The sequence below is a fragment of the Mesorhizobium sp. M1227 genome (assembly GCF_040318315.1).
Lineage (GTDB): Bacteria > Pseudomonadota > Alphaproteobacteria > Rhizobiales > Rhizobiaceae > Mesorhizobium.
Map to the genome: position 1 here is coordinate 74,595 of NZ_JAMYLZ010000005.1, position 20,188 is coordinate 94,782.

Here is a 20,188-nt window from a genome sequence, read left to right on the forward strand (position 1 = left end):
TCCTCCTCCGGCGCCTACGCCTGGTGGGCGGATTAAACCGCCGGAGGTCACATTTGCCAACAGCTCTATTCGGCCGCCAGGGCCAGTTGCGGCCTTTCGCTTTCTTCTGCTACCTTGGCCGCCTCTTCCGTTGCCACCACCTTCTTGGGCTCCCTGCCGAAGAACAGCGCATAGGCTGCCGGCAGGACAAGGATGGTCAGCACCGTGGCGACGAGAATGCCGCCCATCATGGCGTAGGCGAGCGGCCCCCAGAAGACGCCGCGCGAGATCGGGATCAGCGCCAGCACCGCCGTCAGCGCCGTCAGCACGATCGGCCGGAACCGGCGCACCGCCGAGCCGATGATGGCCTCGGAACGCTCCACGCCGGCGGCGATGTCCTGGTCGATCTGATCGACCAGGATGATCGAGTTGCGCATGATGATGCCGAGCAGGGCGATGACACCGAGGATGGCGACGAAGCCGAACGGCGCGCCGCTGATCAAAAGTGCCGCCGCCGCGCCGATGATGCCGAGCGGACCGGTCGCCAGCACCAGCATGGCCTTGCCGAAATGCTGCAGCTGGATCATCAGCAGCACGACGATGACGGCCAGCATGATCGGCGCTTTCGCCGCAATCGAGGCTTGGCTTTCGGCCGCATCCTCGGCGCCGCCCTGGATCTCGATCTTGTAGCCGGGTGCGAGGCTGGCGCGCAGGCCCTGCATCTCGCTGTACATTTTCATGGCGACATCGTTCGGCTGCACGCCGTCCGGCAGCGTGGCGCGTACGCTGATGGTCGGCAAGCGGTCGCGCCGCCATTCGACGCCTTGCTCCAGCACCGGGACCACCTTGGCGACCTGCGACAGCGGCACGGAGCCACCGAAATCGGTGGGGATGTAGACGGAGTCGACCGCCGACAGCAGGTGACGGCTTGCCTCCGGCTCACGGGCGACGATCGAAACCGTCTCCTCGCCGTCGCGGAAGTCATCGAGCGGCGCTCCCGACATGGCCGCCTGCAGCGTCTGGCGGATGCGCTGCGAGGTGACGCCGAGCGCACGGGCGCGATCCTGGTCGATCACCAGCTTCATCGTCGGCACCGGCTCCAGCCAGTCGTCGTGGATGGCGCCGAGCAGCGGATTTGCCTGGAACTTCGCCTTCACCTCGTCAGCGATGCGGCGCACCTCCTGGCGATCCGGACCCATGACGCGCATCTGCACCGGCCAGCCGGTCGGCGGACCAAGGAACAGGCGGTCGACCTTGGCGCGGATCGATGGGAAATCATCGGCCAGGATGGTGCGCAGCTTGACAATCAGCCGCTCGCGGGCCGGTTCGTCATTGGCCATCACCAGAAGCTGGGCGAAGTTCGGGTTGCGAAGCTGCTGGTCGAGCGGCAGGAAGAAGCGCGGCGCGCCTTCGCCGACATAGGTGGCGATGAAGCGCTTGTCCTTGTCGTCCATCATCCTGGCTTCGAGCGCCTTGGCCTGGGTCTCGACTTCCTTGATGCTGGTGCCTTCCGGCAGCCAGAGGTCGACAAGGATTTCCGGACGCGAGGATTGCGGGAAGAAATTCTGCGGGATGAACTGGAACGCCCACAGGCTGGTGGCAAACGTCATCAGCGTCATCACCAGGACGATGATGCGGTGGCGCACCGCCCATGCAACGGTCGAGCGAAGACGGCGGTAGAAGCGCGTGTCGAAGACATCGTGATGGTTGCCGGCGTGCTTGCGCTGCTTCAGGATCATGTGGCCGAGCCACGGCGTGAAATAGACCGCCGCGAACCAGGACACGACCAGCGCGATGCCGACGACGTAAAACAGGGTGCGCACATATTCGCCGGCCGTCGAGGCCGCGAAACCGACGGGGATGAAGCCGGCCGTGGTGATCAGCGTGCCGGTCAGCATCGGGAAGGCGGTCGAGGAATAGGCGAAGCTCGCCGCCTCGACCTTGACCAAGCCTTCCTCGAGCTTTCGCTCCATCATTTCGACGACGATCATCGCGTCGTCGACCAGGAGGCCAAGGGCGATGATCAGCGCGCCGAGCGAAATGCGCTGCAGGTCGATGCCGAGCTCGTACATGATGGCGAACGTGGCGGCCAGGACCAGCGGAATGACGATCGCGATCACCAGGCCCGAGCGCCAGCCGATCGACAGGAACGATACGAAAAGCACGATCAGCAGCGCTTCGCCGAGCGCTTCCATGAACTCGCTCACAGCCTCCTTCACGACATGCGGCTGGTCGGAAATCTGATCGACCGAAACGCCATAGGGCAGCGCCTCTTCGAAGCGCTTATAGGTCGCTTCGACGTCCTTGCCGACGTCGGTGACGTTGAAGCCCTTGGCCATTACGACGCCGAGCTGGACGCTGTCGTGACCGTTGAAACGGTATTTGCGCTGGTACGGATCCTCGAGGCCGGAGGTCACGGTGGCGATGTCGCCGAGGCGCGTCACCTGGTTGCCGGCGCGCAGGCGAAGCTCGCGGATGTCGGCCGCCCTGGTGACATCGCCCTCGACCGAAATGCGCACCGAACGCTGGCCGGTGTCGACCGAACCTGCCGGGTCGACATTGTTCTGGCCTTGGATCGCATTCTGCAGGTCGGTCAACGTCAGGCCGCGTTCGGCAAGCACCTTGGAAGAAACGTCGATGTAGAGCTTTTCCGGCTGGTCGCCGATGATCACGGCCTTCTCGACACCGGGCGTCGTCAGCAGCATGTCACGCGCCTGGATGGCGAATTTCTTCAGCTCGGGATAGCTGTAGCCGTCGCCGCTGATCGAATGCAGGGTGATGAACGTGTCGCCGAATTCGTCATTGAAGTAGGGCCCGAGCAGCCCTTGCGGCAGCTCATTGGCGATATCGCCGACCTTCTTGCGCACCTGATAGAAAGCATCGGCGACCTGCGCCGGATTGGTGTCGCCCTTGACCTGCAAGGTGATGATGGCGCTGCCGGCGCGGGTGTAGGAGCGAACGAAATCGAGGTGCGGCGTTTCCTGCAGCTTGCGCTCGATCTTGTTGACGACCTGGTCCTCCATCTCCTTGATCGAGGAGCCTGGCCAGATCGCCTGGACGACCATGACGCGGAAGGTGAAATCGGGGTCTTCCTTTTGGCCCATGCGCATCAGGCCGAGCGCACCGGCGACGATGATCAGCCCGAACAGGAAGCGGGCAATGCTCGGATGGCCGATTGCCCAGCGCGAAAGATTGAAAGACCGCTTTTGATTGGTGTCGATGGTCATCGGCGTCAGTCCGTTTCAATTTGATCAACAGAGCACGCGCTTTCGCATGCCCAAGGAACTTCCGATGTGGGCTTCCGGGCGGCGTGGCTTTCCGAGTTGAGAGATCTACATCGCGGTGGGACGCGAGGATCGACGTGGGGGTTACATCGACCTGAGATCTCGAAAATCGGGGGCGCCTGCCGCCCGGAAACCGTGAATTGCCTGGCCGTCAGCGCAAGCGCCTTGCAGCGTCATCGGCCGACGCCGACTGTTGCGCCGCATCACCGGTCAGCTTGACTTTCAGATTCTCGGTCATGAACTGCGTGCCGGCGGCGACGACGACGTCACCCGGCTTCAGCCCATCGGCGACGCTGACGCCGTCGGGGGTGAAGGCGGCGACCTTGACCGGATGCGCATGGACGGTTCCGCCGTTGCGGTCGACTGTCCAGACGATCGATTGGCTGTCCTTTTGCGCCAACGCGGCCAGCGGGATCGACACCAGCTGCTGCCGGTTGTCCACCGCGGCTTCGATGGAGGCGGTCATGCCTAGCAGCACGCGAGGATCGTTGGGCAGGCTGACGCGAACGGCAAAGGTGCGCGACTGCGGATCGGCGCTGCCGGCGACTTCCCGGACCTTGCCGTCGAGCGTCAGCGCCTCATCGGACCAGAAACCAGCCTTCACGGTCTTGCCCGGCTTGAATTCGGCGATATCGGTTTCCGGAACAGCGATCAGGACTTCCTTCTCGCCGTCGATGGCAACGGTCACCACCGGCGTGCCGGAGCCGACCACCTGGCCGACATCGGCGGCAACGGCGGTGACAATGCCGTTCTTGTCCGCCTTGAGATCGGTATAGCGGACCTGGTTCTGTGCCTGGGCAAGCTGCGAGCGGGCGGAGTCTCGCGTGGCGACCGCCTGATTATAGGCGAGCGTCGCCTGCTCGAGCTGCGACTTCGGCGCGAAATTCTTGGCGTAGAGCTGTTCGGCCCGCTTGCGCGTAAGCTCGACTGTCTCGACCTGACGGTCGGCAGCATCGAGGCTGGCCTGAGAGCTTCTCACCGAGAGCTCGTAGTCGGTGGGATCGACGCGGGCGAGAACGTCACCCGGCTTGACGCGGTCACCGATGTCGACAAGGCGCTCGGTGATCTTGCCGTTGATGCGAAAGCCGAGATTCATCTCGGTGCGGGCACGCACCGATCCGGAATAGGAAAGCTGACGGGTATCGCTCGCCTTGGCGATCTCGACCACCTTGACCGGGCGGATGATCTCGGTGACCTCGGCTTTCTCCTGCGAGCAGCCGGCGAGGCCGAGAGCGGCAACGACAATCAGTGCCAGGCCGGCGGCCGGTCGCCTGTAGGTGATGGACTTGGACAAAGACACTTTTCGTACTCCCGAATTGTGGAGATGAATTGCCGACATCACCGCCCGACGGGCGGCAATGGTCATTTCTTCAAGGCTCTGATGGCAAACTCGGTAAGCTCGTCCGGCGTCGCCCGGTTCTTCTTGGCGAGGCACTGGGCCATTATCTGCGGATGAGAGAGGCTGATAATGGCAGCGCCGAAACACCGGGAAGCGATCACCGGATCCTGATCGATGAACTCGCCGGTACCGATGCCCTCGCGGATCACTTCCGCGACCAGTTCATGGATGCTGTCGATGTGCTTTTCGATGACGTGCCAGTCGCGCTCGATGGCGACGATGACCATCTCGTGCACCTTCTCCTGGTCGATCATGGTTTCCAGCGTCCACTGATAGTGCGTATGCACGTAGCGGCGGAGCTTCTCGCTGGCGGTGCCGGAACCATGGCAGGCCTCGTAGCTCAACCGGTAGCAGGTCTCGAGCATGCGGCCGCAAACCGCCTGGTGGATTTCCACCTTGGAGGCGAAGAAGCGATAGATATTGGCAGTCGACATGCCGAGTTCGCGCGCAATGTCGGCGACGTTGGTCTTGCCGTAGCCGTAGTGGCGAAACAATCGCTCCGCGCAATCCAGGATGCGCGTGACATTTTCCTGGCGGGCGGAATCGGCGGTGGTGTCTAGGGTTTCAAGCATCTCGTTGGCCAAATTTACGACTGACGAATTTAGAATTTCGTCACTCGTAAATTGAAAACCATCACCTGTCAAGGCACGATTTTGGCTACTAGTGACAGATGGTGACATCCCCGGACGGAGTTGGCCCACGAAACGCATGTGGTTTCCGCCGGGCGCGCCTGCAACGCCGCCCCGTGTTTTTTGCGAAGGATCTTGAAAAGATGCTTTCCGAAATCGGTTCCGTTTTCGGATCAGGCCCTAAGGCTGCTTTGCCATCTCCCGCAGCCGGAACTTCTGGATCTTGCCCGTCGAAGTCTTCGGGATTTCCGCGAAGATCACCGCTTTCGGCACCTTGAAGCGGGCGAGCAGCGCGCGGCAGTGCTCGATTACCTCCGCCTCGGTCGCCGCCTTGCCCGGCTTCAGCTCGACATAAGCGACCGGCACCTCGCCCCATTTGTCGTCGGATCGGGCGACAACGCCGCAAGAAGCGACGGCGGGATGCTTGTACAGCGCCTCCTCGACCTCGATCGAGGAGATGTTTTCGCCGCCGGAGATGATGATGTCCTTGGAACGGTCCTTGAGCTGGATGTAGCCGTCCGGGTGCATGACGCCGAGGTCGCCCGAATGGAACCAGCCGCCGGCAAAGGCCTCATCGCTCGCCTTGCGGTTCCTGAGATAGCCCTTCATGACGATGTTGCCGCGGAACATCACCTCGCCGATCGTCTCGCCGTCAGCCGGCGTCTCTTGCATCGTCTGCGGGTCCATCACCGTCAGGCCTTCGAGCGCGGCATAACGTACGCCTTGCCTGGCCTTCTTCGCCGCCCTCGCCCCTTTCTCCAGCCGGTCCCACTCGCCATGCCATTCGTTGACGACGGCCGGGCCATAGGTTTCGGTCAGGCCGTAGAGATGGGTGACGGCAAAGCCCGCATCGGCCATGCCCGACAGCACCGACTCGGGCGGCGGCGCCGCGGCGGTGTTGAAGGTGACGGTCTGCGGGAACTGCCGCTTGTCCTCGTCCCTGGCGTTGATCAGCACCGACATGACGATGGGTGCACCGCAGAGATGGGTGACGCCGTGATCGGCTATGGCGTCGTAGATCGGCTTCGGCCGCACCCAGCGCAGGCAGACATGGGTGCCAGCCTGCACGGCAAGCGTCCAGGGAAAGCACCAGCCGTTGCAGTGGAACATCGGCAGCGTCCACAGATAGACCGGGTGCTTGCCCATCCCGGCATGGATGGTGTTGGCATAGGCCATCAGTGCCGCGCCGCGGTGGTGACAGACGACGCCCTTCGGATTGCCTGTCGTGCCGGAGGTGTAGTTGAGCGAAATGGCATCCCATTCATCGTCCGGCATCGACCAGGCGAAATCCTCGTCGCCGTCGGCGACAAACGCCTCGTAGTCCAGCGTGCCGATCCGCTCGCCCTTGGCATAGGGCGCATCGGCGGCATAGTCGGGATCGTCGTAATCGATCAGCAGCGGCCTGACCTTGGCCAGCGTCAGCGCTTGCCGAACCACGCCGGCGAATTCGCGGTCGACGATCAGCACCTTGCTTTCGGCGTGATCGAGCTGGAAGGCAATGACGGCGGCGTCGAGGCGGGTGTTGAGCGAATGCAGCACCGCCCTGGTCATCGGCACGCCGAAATGCGCTTCCAGCATCGGCGGTGTGTTCGACAGCATGACGGTGACGGTGTCGCCCTTGCCGATACCGCGCTTCGCCAGCGCCGAGGCAAGCCTCAGCGAGCGCTTCCAGAAATCGCGATAGGTCGTGCGTTGGCGGCCATGGATGATGGCGGTCTGGTCGGGAAAGGTTTTTGCCGCCCGCTCAAAATAGGTGAGCGGCGTCAGCGGCTGGTGGTTGGCCGGATTCCTGTCGAGATCCTGTTCGTAGGGATTGCCCATCCCGTCCTCCGCAATGTCTGGTCGAGCCTTCTTACCACCAGATCCTGAGCGCGTACTGGATTCGTGCACCGCCATCAGACCCTTCGCCCATTACTTGGGACGCCCCTCCCCGCCCTCACCCTCCGGCCACAAAGCGTCGATGTCCCGATGCCCTTCCACGATATTCGCCACTTCGAAAAAGTCGCCATTATAGCGGAAGAAAATCACGTATCCCCTGAAAGCGAAACTTCGGACGTCCGGCCGGAGTTCGGGACGAGCACGACCAATCGTCGCCGGCAAGCTCGCCAGATCACGGCATTTCTGGCGCAGAGCATCCACAAAACGCCCGCCAATCAACAGGCTGCCGCTTTCACGAGTGAGGTATTCAAGGATATTGACCAAATCTGCTTGTGCCGACGGCAGCATGCGCAGCCGTGGCACTCCTAAAAGCCTTCCCTTGCGAGTTGCTTGGCCTTGGCTTCCAAGGCGGCGTCAATATCCTGCTCGGTGGCTTCGCCGCCTTCAGCAAACGACTTGTCCACCATGGCACGGAGCGCCTTCAGCTTTTCCTCGCGCTCTTCGACAAGGCGCAGGCCCTCGCGCACGACTTCGCTGGCAGAACCGTAGCGGCCGCGCTTGACGATGTTGGAAACAAAGGTTTCCCAACGCTCTCCCAGTGATACGTTCATTGTCGGACCTCCTGATCGGTTTATTGTACCTAGATAACAATAAATGCGCAATTACTGACATCCGGGATGCCAAGTGTCGGATCAGGTGCGCAGCCTAAGGTTTGACTTTTGTCGAGAGCCGTGAATAATGTCAGCGAGGAGATGGCATGGCGATCCGACCGGCAGAACAGCTTATCCACAAGGCCGCCTGGCTTTACTATGCACACGGCCTGCGCCAGGACCAGGTGGCCAGCCAGCTCAAGATTTCCCGTGCCTCGGTGGCGATGTATCTGCGCAAGGCGCGCGAGACCGGCATCGTCAACATCTCGACCTCGACCCAGCTTTTCACCGACGACGTGCTGGCGCGCAAGCTGGAAGACGCGCTGAAGCTCGACGCGGTCTGGATCGCGCCGGAAAACGGCTATGTCGCCGACCCCTCGACCGACATCGCGGTGCTGGCGGCAAGCGTCTTTCTCGAGCTGGTCAGGAAGGGCGACCGTATCGGCGTCGCCTGGGGGCGGACCATCTACACCATCGCCGACATCATGTCCTATGCCGATCTGCAGGACGTCACCGTGGTGCAGCTCTGCGGCAATCTGGGCGCCCCCTATTCGTACCGGCCGGACCAGTGCACCATGGAAATCGCGCGCCGGCTCAACGCCAAGGGACTGAACTTCTACGCGCCGCTGGTTCTGACGACGGAAGAACTGGCACGCGGCCTGCGCGCCGAGCCGGTGATCCGCGAGCAATTGTCGGGCATCGGTGACTGCAACCTGGCGCTATACTCGGTCGGCTCAGTGGATACCGACAGCCATCTGGTCAAATGCGGCGCGCTGACGCCATGCGAAATGGCTGCATTGCGCAAGGCGGGTGCGGCCGGCGTCATTGCCGGGCAGATCATCGACGCCCGAGGCCAGGCGCTCGACTGCAGCTACAACCGCCGGCTGATTTCGGCAGAGCTGTCATCGCTGCGCAGCATCGAAAAGCGCCTTGTAGTGGTGCAGGAGGACAGCAAGTTCGAACCGCTCGTCGCGGCGATCGCCGGCGGGCTCTGCACCCATCTCGTCGTCGGCGCGCGCATGGCGCGACGGCTGCTCGACCATGCCGGAGCGGCAGCAAAAGAGGTCGCCTGATACCTAGAGCCGCCGACGCATTGTCATCAAGGCGTCGCGGTATTCCTGTTCACAACAAAAGAGAAATCGGACGAAGCTGACATGAAGAACCTGTGGAATGACGGCGAGGCGGAGAAGCTGGTCGCCGACTATGCAAAGAAGGGTGTGGCCCGCGACCTGGCGCTGCGCGTCTATACGACCAGGCTGCTGGGCGGCGAGCCGCGGCTCGTCCTCCATGGCGGCGGCAACACATCGTGCAAGATCAAGGCCACCGACCTTGTCGGCGACGAATGGGACGTGCTCTGCGTCAAGGGCAGCGGCTGGGACATGGGCGTCATCGAGCCGCAGGGCCTGCCGGCGGTCAAGCTCGGCGCGCTGTTGAAGGCGCGGTCGCTCAAGAAGCTCTCCGACGAGGACATGGTCGCGCTGCAGCGGGCGAACCTCATCGATCCGTCCTCGCCCAACCCTTCGGTCGAGACGCTGCTGCACGCCTTCCTGCCGCACAAATTCGTCGACCACACCCATTCGACGGCGATCCTGGCCATCGTCGACCAGGAGGACAGTGAAGCGCTGAGCCGGAAGGTGTTCGGCGAGAAAATGGGATTCGTGCCTTACATCATGCCGGGCTTCGATCTGGCCAAGGCGGCCGCCGATGTATTCGACGCCGATCCGACGGTCGAAGGTCTGATCCTAGACAAGCACGGCATCTTCACCTTCGGCGACGATGCCAGGCAGGCCTATGACCGGATGATCCATTATGTGAACGTCGCCGAGGATTTCATCGCTGGGAACGGCAAGCCGCGCACCGAAAAAGTGGCACTGCCGGCCAGGCTGGCCAAGCCCGCGGAGATTGCGCCGATGCTGCGCGGCGCGGTGGCGGTGGCACGCGGCGAAGGCCGCTTCGACCGGATGATCAGCGACTTCCGTACCTCGGATGCGATCGTCGATTTCATCAATTCGGCAAAAATTGCCGACTATGCCGGACGCGGCGTGTCGACACCCGACCTGTCGATCCGCATCAAGACCGGACCGATGGCACTGCCGGCGCCGGACGCGGACAAGGTCGGCGACTACAAATCCGTCATCCGCCAGCATGTCGAGAAATTCGCCAAGGACTATCGCGCCTATTTCGAAACCAATGATGCGCTCGACGACGTGAAGCGCACCATGCTCGACCCGATGCCGCGGCTGACGCTGGTGCCCGGCCTCGGCATGTTCGGCCACGGCCGCACGCTGAAGGATGCGAAGATCGCCTCCGACGTCGGCGAAATGTGGATCGAGGCGGTACGCGGCGCCGAAGCCGTAGGCGATTTCCGCCCGCTCTCCAAAGCCGACCTGTTCCCGCTCGAATACTGGTCGCTCGAACAGGCCAAGGTTGCCGCCAACAAGCCGAAACCGCTGACCGGCCAGGTGATGCTGGTCACCGGCGGCGCCGGCGCGATCGGTGCTGCCACGGCAAAGCTGTTCGCCGACAACGGTGCCCATGCCGTCGTCGTCGATCTCGATGGGTCAAGGGCTGCCGAGGCGGCAAAAAAGGCCGGCAACGGTTCGATCGGCATTGGCGCCGACATCACCGATCCGGTGCAGATGCGCGCCGCCTTCGACAAGGCGGTCGACGTCTACGGCGGCCTCGACATTCTCGTGTCCAATGCCGGTGCTGCCTGGGAGGGCCGGATCGGCGAGCTCGACGACGCCACCTTGCGCAAAAGCTTCGAACTCAATTTCTTCGCCCATCAGTCGGCGGCGCAGAATGCCGTGCGCATCATGCTCGAACAGGGCACCGGCGGCGTGCTGTTGTTCAATACCTCCAAGCAGGCGGTCAATCCGGGGCCGAAGTTCGGCGCCTATGGCATTCCCAAGGCGGCAGCGCTGTTTTTGTCCAGGCAATATGCGCTCGACTACGGTGCCCATGGCATCCGCTCCAATGCCGTCAACGCCGACCGCATCCGTTCGGGGCTGTTGACCGATGCCATGATCGCCAGCCGCTCGGGCGCACGCGGCGTGTCGGAGAACGAGTACATGTCGGGCAACCTGCTCGGGCAGGAAGTAACGGCAGAAGACGTCGCCCAGGCCTTTCTGCATCAAGCGCTGGCCGAGCGGACCACCGCCGATGTGACGACGGTCGACGGCGGCAACATCGCGGCGGCGTTGAGATAGATCTAAACACCGGACGAACAAAAAAGAGCGGCTCGCGAGCCGCTCTTTTCCTTTGCCGATAGTGAAAGACTACTTCGCGTTCGGGTTCGGCATCCAGGTCGGCATCGCGACATCGGCATGGGCGAATTGCGGCAGCTTGGCCGAGAGGTCCTCCATGTTCTTGATGTCCTTGTCGAGCAGATCCTTCTGGGTGATCAGCGTCGGCGGCACGATGACGTTGTGGCCAGGATCCTCGCCGGCCAAGAGCTGCGCCAGCGCACGCACCGAGACCTGGCCGACGACGGCCGGGTTGGTGGCGGCGGTTGCCGCCCAGGCGCTGTCCGGCTCGCGCATCGCGGCGATATCCGAGGTCGAGATGTCGGCCGAATAGATCTTGATGTCCTTGTTCAGCCCGGCCTCGTCGACCGCGATCTTCACGCCCTTGGCGAATTCGTCATAGGGCGCGAACATCACCTTGATGTCGGGATGGGCCGATAGCACCGAACGGGCCTGGTTGGCGACCGAATTGGCGATCGGATTGTCGAGCGTGCCGAACATGGCGGCTTCGTTGATGCCCGAATATTTCTTCTTGAATTCGACCCAGGTCTCGTTGCGGCGGTCGAGCGGCGCGATGCCGGCGACATAGACATAGCCGGCCTTCCAGCTCTCGCCATTGTCCTTGACCGCCTGTTCGAGCGCCAGGCGCGCGAGGTCGCGGTCGGACTGTTCGATCTGCGGGATCTTGGGGTTTTCGACATTGACGTCGAAGGCGACGACCTTGATGCCGGCGTCGACCGCACGCTGGGCGGCGTCCTTCATCGATTCCGTCAGTCCGTGCTGGATGATGATGCCCTGGACGCCGAGCGCGATAGCCTGGTCGACCATGTCCGCCTGAAGCGCCGCGTCCTGGCGGCTATCGAGCACGCGCAGGTCGACACCGAGCGCCTTGGCCTGCGCCTCGACGCCGGAAAGGTAGGCCTGGAAGAAGTCGCCGGTCGAGAGATAGCGGACCAGCGCTATCTTGACGGCACCCGGCTTGTCGAACGGCGGCGGCCTGTCCTGCGCTATTGCCGGCATCTGCATCAGCAATGTTGCGCCGGCAAGCCCGAGCGCTGCCTTCCCCAAAAGCCTTCTTGTGATGTTCACGTCGTTTCCTCCACTTGTTGAACCCAAAATATGACCCGGTCGAACCCTATCTCCTGCCCCTGCCGGAAAGGGCGAAGGTAAAGACAAGAGCGACCACGAGAACCACGCCCTTGACGAAATCCTGCGTGTAGTAAGGCGCGTTCATCATCGTCAGGCCTTGCAGCAGCACGCCGACAAACACCGCGCCGACAGCCGTGCCGAAGGCGTTCGGCTTGGCGGCGCCGAGAACCGCGTAACCGATGAGTGCCGCAGCCACCGCGTCGAGCAACAGATTATTACCCGAGGCGATGTCGCCGCGTCCAAGCCGGGCAGCGAGCAAAATGCCGCCGATCGAGGCAAAAACTCCCGAAATAACGTAGGCCCAGATTTTGTATGCCTTGACAGGCGCGCCGGCGAGTTCTGCGGCGCGTTCGTTGCTGCCGACCGCATACATCATGCGCCCGAAACGCGTGTATTCGAGAAAAAACCAGATCAGCACCGCCAGCACGAGCAGAACGACGACCGACACCGGAATGAGGTTCGGGATGAAGAAATCGAAGCGATGGCGGCCCAGCGCCAGGAACGCGGCGCCGAAGCTGCCGTTGGCGACCGAGCCGTCGGGCATGGTCATGCCGGTGGCGATCGAACGGCCTTCGGTCGGGATGCGCTGCAGGCCGACAAGCAGGAACATCATGCCGAGCGTCGCCAAAAGGTCCGGAACCCGCATATAGACGATCAGCCAGCCATTGATCAGGCCGACGACGGCGCCGATCACAAGACAGACGACGACCGCCACGACGGCGTTCTGCCCCAGCACCACCATGACATAGGCAGCCGCCATCATGGCGCTGGTGGCGACAGAGCCGATCGACAGGTCGAAGCCGCCGACGACCAGCGTGGCGGTGACACCGAGCGCCAGAACGCCGGTGATGGCGACCGACTGGAAGATGAAGACAGCACTTTGCGGCGAGACGAAACCATCGGCAGCGACGGCGAAATAGGCGATCAGCCCGAACAACAGAACGATGAAGCCGTAGCGAATAGCATTGTCGCGCAGCATCATTCAGCGCTCCCGCACGCCGGCACCGTCTTTATCCAACCCGAATTCATGCCCTCTCCATTCCAATTCTCATCGTCATCCCGCCGTCAGGCTGCGCTGTGCAACGGCCCGCCCGCCACTTCGGCCAGCAGACGCTCGAGATCGACATCGGTATTGCGGTGCTCGCCGACGATCGTCTGCTCCGACATCACCAGGATGCGATCGGCCGTCTCCAGGGCTTCGTCGAGTTCGGTGACGAACAGCAGCGTCGCGCGGCCGTGGGCGCTGGCCCGCAGCTTGGCGGCGATGTCGCGCCTAGCCGAAATGTCGACGCCCTGAAAGGGCTCGTCGAGGATGAAAAGCCTTGCCGCCTGCGACATCCAGCGGGCGACCATCACCTTTTGCTGATTGCCGCCGGAAAGCGACGCCATCTCGTCCCTCTCCGAGCGGCAGACGATGCCGAGCTCCTGGATCTGCTGGCGGGCAATGGCGCGTTCGATACGGCGTTTGAGAACACCGAGACGCGACATGCGGCTGTGGAACGGCAGGCTGATATTCTCCTGGATGTTGAAGTCGCCGACGATGCCATTTTCGCCTCGGTCCTTGGCGACGAGAAACACACCGGCGGCAATCGCTTCGCCGGTCGATGCCGGAGCATAAGGTTTCCCGTTCAGCACCATGGTCCCGGCCAGCGGCTGGCGCAGGCCGAACAGCGTCTCGGCGAGCACGGTCTTGCCGACACCGACAAGGCCGGTGATGGCAACGACCTCGCCATCGCCGAGGGTCAGCGAGATCGGCCTGGCGCCTTCAGCAATCCGCAGCGCGTCGGCAGTGAAAATTGCTTTGGCCGAATTCCTGGCGACGATCCGCTCGAGCTGGATCTTGCGGCCGAGCATGGCGTTGACCGCACCTTCGTAATCCAGCGGCTTCTTGTCGAAGATACCTGAGATAACCCCATCGCGCATCGAAATGATGCGATCGGCAAGCCGTCTGATATCCGACATACGGTGCGAGATGTAGAGGATGGCCACGCCTTGCTGGCGAAGCCGGTCGAGCAGCGCGAACAGCCGGTCGGCTTCGGCGCTGGACAGCGAGGAGGTCGGCTCGTCGAGGATCAGCACTTTCGGCCGGTGCGCCATGGCGCGGGCGATCGCCACCATCTGGCGGTCGGCCAGAGAGAGATCGCTGATCCGGGCCTTGAGGTCGATGGCCAGTCCCATGCGGTGGGCCACCGCCTTTGCCTCGCGACGCACCCGGCCTGGATTGAACAGGGTCGGCACGCCGCTGCCGCTCAACCTGTCGAGGGTAAGGTTGGTGGCGACGTCGAGGTCGGCGACGACACCGTCATTGATGTTCTGGTGGACGGTAACGACGCCGGCGCGGATCGCCTCCGCCGGCGTTTTCGGGTCGAACACGTGACCGGCAAGCGACATCGTGCCGCCGCCATGGTCGTAGACACCACTGATGATCTTGACGAGGGTGGATTTGCCGGCGCCGTTGGCGCCCATCAGCACGGTCACTTCGCCGGCACGCAATTCGAGCGAGACGCCGCCAAGCACCTCGATATGGCCAAAGGATTTCCTCAGGCCGTCGACGCGGAACACGGCATCATTGCCCATTCGTTCCTCCCTGACCATGACGCTATGGGCTATATCGGCAATTGTCAACACGATTGACAATTGCCAGCAGGCTTCCTAGCTTGGCCCGACCGCGTTGGCTCCGCTATCATCGGAGCACATGAGCGGGAGGTGAGGATGACTGGGAAATCGCCGTTCGAAGCACTGTCGGTCGAGACACTGGCGGGCCGTCTGGGTGCCAACGAGGCCCTGTGTTCGCAGATCGGCAAGGATACGAGCCAGTGGAAGGTTCGTGAAGTCGGCGACGGCAATCTGAACCTGGTGTTCATCGTCGAGGGTGCTGAGGGTGCGGCCGTCGTCAAGCAGGCCCTGCCCTACGTCCGGCTGGTCGGCGACAGCTGGCCGCTGCCGCTAAAACGCTCCTTCTTCGAATACCATGCGCTGACGCGGCAACAGGCGCGGGCGCCGGGTTCGGTGCCCGATATCTATCACTTCGACGAAGGCCAGGCGCTGATCATCATGGAGTATCTGTCGCCGCACATTATCCTGCGGCGGGCGCTGATCGAAGGCCGGCAATTGCCCAACATCGCGACAGACATCGGCTTGTTCATGGCCCGCACGTTGTTTCGCGGCTCCGACCTGCATATGGCGACCAAGGACCGCAAGGCCGATCTGGCGCTGTTCGCCGACAATGTCGAACTCTGCGACATCACCGAGAACCTGGTTTTCTCGGATCCGTATTTCGATGCCAAGATGAACCGGCACACCAGCCCGCAGCTCGACGGCATTGTCGCCGAGCTGCGCGCCGACCGCGACCTCAAGGTCGAGGCGCAGCGCATGAAGCACATCTTCGCTGCCAATGCCGAGACGCTGCTGCATGGCGACCTGCATTCCGGCTCGATCATGGTCACCGACACCGAAACGAGGATGATCGACCCCGAATTCGCCTTCTACGGGCCGATCGCCTTCGACGTCGGCATGCTGCTCGCCAATTTCTGGATGGCGTTCTTCTCGCAGCGCGGCCATGAACAGGACGGAAGCCGCGACGCCATGCGTGACTATCTGATCGGCGTTACGGTCGAGACATGGTCGGTGTTTCGCGCCGAGTTCTCGCATCTGTGGCGAACCGAGCGTACCGGCATGCTCTACCAGAAGAGCCTGTTCGAAGATCAGGGCGACAGGCTTGGCGCCGAGCAGGCGCTAGACCACATGCTGCATTCGATCTGGACCGATCTGCTCGGCTTTGCCGGCGTCGAGGTTCACCGGCGAATTCTCGGCCTTGCCCACAATGCCGATTTCGAGACCATTGCCGATCCGGATCTGCGCGCCAGATGTGAGGCAAAGGCGCTGAAATTCGGCCGTCACCTCGCCGTCAACCGGCGCCAGATCCACAGCATCGACGAGGTCAACCGGTTGGCCGCGCTGATCGAACGGGAGAGCAGGATTTGAACGTCGGCGACCGCCACTACCGCACCATCTGGCCGAGTGACGACGGGCGTTCGGTGGAGATCATCGACCAGCGCTGGCTGCCGCATGATTTCCGTATCGAAAAGATCGATACCGTCGCCGGCATCGCCACGGCAATCCGCGACATGTGGGTTCGCGGGGCGCCGCTGATCGGCGTCACCGCGGCCTATGGCGTCGCCATGCAGATGGCCGACGATCCGTCGGATGCAGCACTCGACGCCGTCTGGGCAACCTTGCACGAAACGCGCCCGACGGCGATCAATTTGCGCTGGGCGCTGAACGAAATGCAGCGCTTCCTGCTGACGCTTCCCCTGGCAGAACGTGCCGCGGCTGCCTATCGGCGTGCCGGCGAGATCGCCGACGAGGATGTCGGCCTCAACCGCGCCATCGGCGCCCATGGGCTCGAAATCATCAAGGCGATCGCGGCGCGCAAGCAGCCGGGCGAACCAGTCAATATCCTGACCCACTGCAATGCCGGCTGGCTGGCCACCGTCGACTACGGCACCGCCACCGCGCCGATCTATCTTGCGACGGAAGCCGGTATTCCAGTCCATGTCTATGTCGACGAAACGCGACCCCGCAACCAGGGTGCCCAATTGACCGCCTGGGAGATGGCCGGCCACGGCGTGCCGCATACGCTCATTGTCGACAACGCCGGCGGCCATCTGATGCAGCGCGGCCAGATCGACATGGTCGTCGTCGGCACCGACAGGACCACCGCCGACGGCGATGTGTGCAACAAGATCGGCACCTATCTCAAGGCGCTCGCCGCCGCCGACAACGACGTGCCGTTCTATGTCGCGCTGCCGTCGCCGACGATCGACTGGACCGTGGGCGACGGGCTGGCCGACATCCCGATCGAACAGCGCTCGCCCGACGAGGTCTCACTGGTCTGGGGCAAGACCGCTTCCGGCGAGATCGCCCAGGTCCGCGTATCCCCGGAAGGCACGCCGGCGGCCAATCCGGCCTTCGACGTGACGCCGGCGCGGCTGGTCACCGGCTTGATCACCGAACGCGGTGTCGCTACGGCCTCGCGCGAAGGCCTGAGGGTGATGTTTCCCGAGCGCGGATGATCGGCTTTTCCGGGAGGGCGCTCCGGATTTGCCTGATCTCACGATTTCTTGAACACGGCACGGTTAAAAACGCCCGTTGCCTGTCCCACATGGACGGCCGTATGCGTAGCGGCGGGGCGGCGCCCAACGCTCGAAGCCGGGGCTGCCCACGGCTCGGCGAGTGAACCAGCGGGATACCGCGATGTCATTCAGACCGTTGCTTGGTGACGGACGGGTTCGGAGCAAGGACGAGAAGTCGGAGCCCCTGCAAACCGCGTCATGGATCAGTTCCTCGATCGTCTTCGACAACCGGCGGTGGGCGTGCCGGGAGGCGGAGCTCCGCTGGACAGCCCCTCATCATCTGATCGTGCTGACCGAAGAAGGCGGCACGTCCCATACATCCATCCGGCACGAGGCACGATCCCTTTACGACGGAATGGACCGTCCCGGAGCCCTCACCTTCGTCCCGGCAGGCGCGGAACGACAGGGCTTCTATCGCGATGTAAACCTCTCCTATTCAGCCCTGTGGATCGATCCCGATATCGGGCTTCCCGGATGCGAACGCCTGAGGAACCTGCCTATACTGGTAAACAAGAAAGACGCGGTCGTCGCCACGCTCTTGAGTTCGCTTCGTGACGAGATGGCACTCGGCCACAAGCCAGACACTGCCTATGTCGAGCATCTGGTCGCCCTCGTCAGTCTCCGCGTGGCCAACCTGAGCCGGGAGCAACCGCGGTTTGTACGTCACGGCTGTCTCAGCCGCCGGGCACTTGGTCGCGTTCGGGATTACATCGATGCGCATATGAATTCCGACATTTCGCTAAGCGAGCTGGCAGCCGCCGCGGGCATGGCCGTCGACAGTTTTGCGCGTCGCTTCAAGGCGACGACCGGCCTTGCACCCTACGCCTATGTGATCGAGGAACGGGTGCGGCGAGCGGAGGCGCTGCTGCGCGAAACGGGTTTGTCGATCGGTGTCATTGCCTTTCGGCTCGGCTTCTCAAGCCAGAGCCACTTCACCACGACCTTCCGACGTCTGAGGGGCATGACGCCTCGTGCCTATCGGGTGAATTCTTCTCCAGAATCCTGATAGTGCCGCCGGTTTCTTGAAAGAAAGCCGCCGCCCGCACTCCCACCTCCAGTGTCGTTGGGTGACAGAACCCGAGGGTTCGCTCGGGTCAAGTTGCCGTCTGCGCCTCATTGCGGCTGGGAGATCATGCATGGCCAAAACGGACAACAGGAGCGGGCCGACGCGTCGGATGGTATTGGAAGGCGGTGTTGCGACTGGGGTGCTGCTGGCTACCGGACTACCGGTTGACGCCGAGCCGGCCGAGACCGTCACGGCGGCTGCATCGTCCTCGCCGCTACCGACGATGACGATGTCGTTACGGATCAACGCGAAGGATCTTGCCGTCGAGCTCGACCCGCGGACGACGCTGCTCGACGCCCTGCGCAACCATCTCGGCCTCACCGGCTCGAAGAAGGGCTGCGACCACGGCCAGTGCGGCGCATGCACGGTGCTCGTCGATGGGCGCCGGATCAATTCCTGCCTGACGCTTGCCGCAATGCATGAAGGCGACGAGATCACCACTATCGAGGGCCTTGCCGAGGGTGACCGGCTGCATCCGGTCCAGGCCGCCTTCGTCGCCCGCGACGGTTTCCAGTGCGGCTACTGTACGCCAGGCCAGATCTGCTCGGCGGTTGGCATGCTGGGCGAGGCGCGGGCCGGCTGGCCAAGCCATGCGAGCGCCGACGTGGCAGCGGCTTCCGTCGCTCTCACCGATGCCGAGATCCGCGAGCGGATGAGCGGCAACATCTGCCGTTGCGCCGCCTATCCGAACATTGTCGCTGCAATCCGCGACGCGGCAGAGGAGGCATGAGCAATGCAGTCCTTCACTTATGAACGTGCGGCGAGTGCTGAGCAGGCGGCGGCCGCGGTTGCGGCCCGGCCGGACGCCAAGTTCATCAGCGGCGGCACCAACCTGCTCGACCTGATGAAGCTCGAGATCGAGCGCCCAGCGCATCTCGTCGACATCAGCCGGCTGCCGCTTGATCGGATCGAGGAGACGGCGGAAGGCGGGCTTCGGGTCGGCGCCCAGGTCCGCAATAGCAATCTCGCCGCCGACCCGCGGGTAAGGTCGCGCTACCCGATGCTCACGCAAGCGCTGCTGGCGGGAGCGTCCGGACAGATACGCAACAAGGCCTCGACAAGCGGCAATCTCCTGCAGCGCACGCGCTGCCCTTACTTCTATGACCGCAACATGCCCTGCAACAAGCGCCAGCCGGGTTCGGGCTGCGCGGCGCTTCAGGGCTTCAACCGCATGCACGCCGTACTCGGCGCGAGCGAAGCCTGCATTGCGGTCCATCCCTCCGACATGGCGGTCGCCATGTCCGGGCTCGACGCCAGGATTGAGACCGTCTCGCCCGGCGGCGAGACCCGCACGATCCCGATCGGCGATTTCCATCGGTTGCCCGAGGCGACGCCCCAGGTGGAGACCGTGCTCGGCCACGGCGAAATAGTCGTCTCGGTTGCCCTGCCGCCGCCGCCACCCGGCCGACAGGTTTACCGCAAGGTGCGCGACCGTGCTTCCTACGCCTTCGCGCTGTTGTCGGTGGCAGCAATCGTCGAGAAAAGCGGCGACCGTATCCGAAGCACTCGGATCGCCATGGGCGGCGTGGCAGCGAAACCCTGGCGCGCGACGGAGGCGGAGCGCGCGCTGGCAGGCGCGGCGGCATCCGACGGTGCCTTTAGCGACGCGGCCGAAGCCGCGCTCGCCGGAGCCGTCGGTCATGGCGCCAATGGTTTCAAGATCCCGCTGGCGAAACGGACGATACGGCACACGCTGGCTGCTGCCGCCGAGAGTGCATGAGGCGATGCGATGACAGAGACGACGACCCCGAACCGCTGTTCCCAGATGCCGGCG

General features: G+C 63.3%; 16 protein-coding genes. 7 read left to right on the forward strand and 9 right to left on the reverse strand.

All coding sequences use genetic code 11. The annotated features are described in order from the left end of the window. Positions 1-65 precede the first annotated feature (65 nt). From NKH28_RS09355 to NKH28_RS09380, 6 genes are all read right to left on the reverse strand, one after another. Positions 66-3,206 carry an efflux RND transporter permease subunit gene (locus tag NKH28_RS09355; RefSeq protein WP_352978565.1) on the reverse strand — a complete coding sequence of 1,047 codons (3,141 nt, stop codon included), beginning with the start codon at positions 3,204-3,206 and terminating at the stop codon, positions 66-68. 208 nt (positions 3,207-3,414) lie between these two features. Continuing rightward, on the reverse strand, positions 3,415-4,563 hold the full coding sequence (locus NKH28_RS09360; RefSeq protein WP_352978567.1) for an efflux RND transporter periplasmic adaptor subunit: 1,149 nt from the start codon (positions 4,561-4,563) through the stop codon (positions 3,415-3,417). 62 nt (positions 4,564-4,625) lie between these two features. Further along, positions 4,626-5,234: a TetR/AcrR family transcriptional regulator gene (locus NKH28_RS09365; protein WP_352978569.1), complete on the reverse strand. Its 609-nt coding sequence runs from the start codon at positions 5,232-5,234 to the stop codon at positions 4,626-4,628. Between the two features lie 237 nt (positions 5,235-5,471). After that, positions 5,472-7,112 carry an acyl-CoA synthetase gene (locus NKH28_RS09370; RefSeq protein WP_352978571.1) on the reverse strand — a complete coding sequence of 547 codons (1,641 nt, stop codon included), beginning with the start codon at positions 7,110-7,112 and terminating at the stop codon, positions 5,472-5,474. Between the two features lie 90 nt (positions 7,113-7,202). Further along, positions 7,203-7,517: a type II toxin-antitoxin system RelE/ParE family toxin gene (locus NKH28_RS09375; protein WP_352970966.1), complete on the reverse strand. Its 315-nt coding sequence runs from the start codon at positions 7,515-7,517 to the stop codon at positions 7,203-7,205. A gap of 17 nt (positions 7,518-7,534) precedes the next feature. After that, positions 7,535-7,780 (reverse strand): type II toxin-antitoxin system ParD family antitoxin, encoded by a 246-nt coding sequence (locus NKH28_RS09380; protein WP_352453248.1) that lies wholly within the window; start codon positions 7,778-7,780, stop codon positions 7,535-7,537. Positions 7,781-7,926: 146 nt separating this feature from the next. On the opposite strand from NKH28_RS09380, the gene NKH28_RS09385 reads away from it, so the two are divergent. Beyond that, entirely contained in the window at positions 7,927-8,892 is a 966-nt protein-coding gene (locus NKH28_RS09385; RefSeq protein WP_352978573.1) for a sugar-binding transcriptional regulator, read from the forward strand. A gap of 81 nt (positions 8,893-8,973) precedes the next feature. Then, entirely contained in the window at positions 8,974-11,028 is a 2,055-nt protein-coding gene (locus NKH28_RS09390) for a bifunctional aldolase/short-chain dehydrogenase (protein ID WP_352978575.1), read from the forward strand. 69 nt (positions 11,029-11,097) lie between these two features. Here the strand turns inward: NKH28_RS09390 and NKH28_RS09395 are convergent, their stop codons facing one another. From NKH28_RS09395 to NKH28_RS09405, 3 genes are all read right to left on the reverse strand, one after another. Then, the gene (locus NKH28_RS09395) at positions 11,098-12,153 is read right to left on the reverse strand and encodes a substrate-binding domain-containing protein (RefSeq protein ID WP_352978577.1); all 1,056 of its coding nucleotides are present in this window, start codon (positions 12,151-12,153) and stop codon (positions 11,098-11,100) included. Positions 12,154-12,199: 46 nt separating this feature from the next. Then, positions 12,200-13,195 (reverse strand): ABC transporter permease, encoded by a 996-nt coding sequence (locus NKH28_RS09400; RefSeq protein WP_352978579.1) that lies wholly within the window; start codon positions 13,193-13,195, stop codon positions 12,200-12,202. Between the two features lie 83 nt (positions 13,196-13,278). Continuing rightward, the gene (locus NKH28_RS09405) at positions 13,279-14,790 is read right to left on the reverse strand and encodes a sugar ABC transporter ATP-binding protein (protein ID WP_352472280.1); all 1,512 of its coding nucleotides are present in this window, start codon (positions 14,788-14,790) and stop codon (positions 13,279-13,281) included. Between the two features lie 135 nt (positions 14,791-14,925). Between NKH28_RS09405 and mtnK the strand changes: the two genes are divergently transcribed. The 5 genes from mtnK (at position 14,926) to NKH28_RS09430 (ending at position 20,134) form a co-directional block, all read left to right on the forward strand. Then, positions 14,926-16,197 (forward strand): S-methyl-5-thioribose kinase, encoded by a 1,272-nt coding sequence (gene mtnK / locus NKH28_RS09410; RefSeq protein WP_352978581.1) that lies wholly within the window; start codon positions 14,926-14,928, stop codon positions 16,195-16,197. Continuing rightward, positions 16,194-17,288 (forward strand): S-methyl-5-thioribose-1-phosphate isomerase, encoded by a 1,095-nt coding sequence (gene mtnA / locus NKH28_RS09415; protein ID WP_352612266.1) that lies wholly within the window; start codon positions 16,194-16,196, stop codon positions 17,286-17,288. Before mtnK ends, mtnA begins: the two co-directional genes overlap by 4 nt. 181 nt (positions 17,289-17,469) lie before the next feature. Then, entirely contained in the window at positions 17,470-18,354 is an 885-nt protein-coding gene (locus tag NKH28_RS09420; RefSeq protein WP_352768467.1) for a helix-turn-helix domain-containing protein, read from the forward strand. 130 nt (positions 18,355-18,484) lie between these two features. Then, positions 18,485-19,144 carry a 2Fe-2S iron-sulfur cluster-binding protein gene (locus NKH28_RS09425; RefSeq protein WP_352472278.1) on the forward strand — a complete coding sequence of 220 codons (660 nt, stop codon included), beginning with the start codon at positions 18,485-18,487 and terminating at the stop codon, positions 19,142-19,144. A gap of 3 nt (positions 19,145-19,147) precedes the next feature. Then, complete coding sequence (locus tag NKH28_RS09430) at positions 19,148-20,134, forward strand: FAD binding domain-containing protein (protein WP_352978583.1); 987 nt, start codon at positions 19,148-19,150, stop codon at positions 20,132-20,134. Positions 20,135-20,188 lie beyond the last annotated feature (54 nt).

Excerpts from the sequence above, each read along its gene's own strand:
- NKH28_RS09400 (WP_352978579.1), bottom strand. The coding sequence starts at position 13,195 with ATGATGCTGCGCGACAATGCTATTCGCTACGGCTTCATCGTTCTGTTG.
- NKH28_RS09370 (WP_352978571.1), bottom strand. The coding sequence starts at position 7,112 with ATGGGCAATCCCTACGAACAGGATCTCGACAGGAATCCGGCCAACCAC.
- NKH28_RS09365 (WP_352978569.1), bottom strand. The coding sequence starts at position 5,234 with ATGCTTGAAACCCTAGACACCACCGCCGATTCCGCCCGCCAGGAAAAT.
- mtnK (WP_352978581.1), top strand. The coding sequence starts at position 14,926 with ATGACTGGGAAATCGCCGTTCGAAGCACTGTCGGTCGAGACACTGGCG.
- NKH28_RS09375 (WP_352970966.1), bottom strand. The coding sequence starts at position 7,517 with ATGCTGCCGTCGGCACAAGCAGATTTGGTCAATATCCTTGAATACCTC.
- NKH28_RS09385 (WP_352978573.1), top strand. The coding sequence starts at position 7,927 with ATGGCGATCCGACCGGCAGAACAGCTTATCCACAAGGCCGCCTGGCTT.
- NKH28_RS09390 (WP_352978575.1), top strand. The coding sequence starts at position 8,974 with ATGAAGAACCTGTGGAATGACGGCGAGGCGGAGAAGCTGGTCGCCGAC.
- NKH28_RS09355 (WP_352978565.1), bottom strand. The coding sequence starts at position 3,206 with ATGACCATCGACACCAATCAAAAGCGGTCTTTCAATCTTTCGCGCTGG.
- NKH28_RS09380 (WP_352453248.1), bottom strand. The coding sequence starts at position 7,780 with ATGAACGTATCACTGGGAGAGCGTTGGGAAACCTTTGTTTCCAACATC.
- NKH28_RS09430 (WP_352978583.1), top strand. The coding sequence starts at position 19,148 with ATGCAGTCCTTCACTTATGAACGTGCGGCGAGTGCTGAGCAGGCGGCG.
- NKH28_RS09420 (WP_352768467.1), top strand. The coding sequence starts at position 17,470 with ATGTCATTCAGACCGTTGCTTGGTGACGGACGGGTTCGGAGCAAGGAC.
- NKH28_RS09405 (WP_352472280.1), bottom strand. The coding sequence starts at position 14,790 with ATGGGCAATGATGCCGTGTTCCGCGTCGACGGCCTGAGGAAATCCTTT.
- NKH28_RS09425 (WP_352472278.1), top strand. The coding sequence starts at position 18,485 with ATGGCCAAAACGGACAACAGGAGCGGGCCGACGCGTCGGATGGTATTG.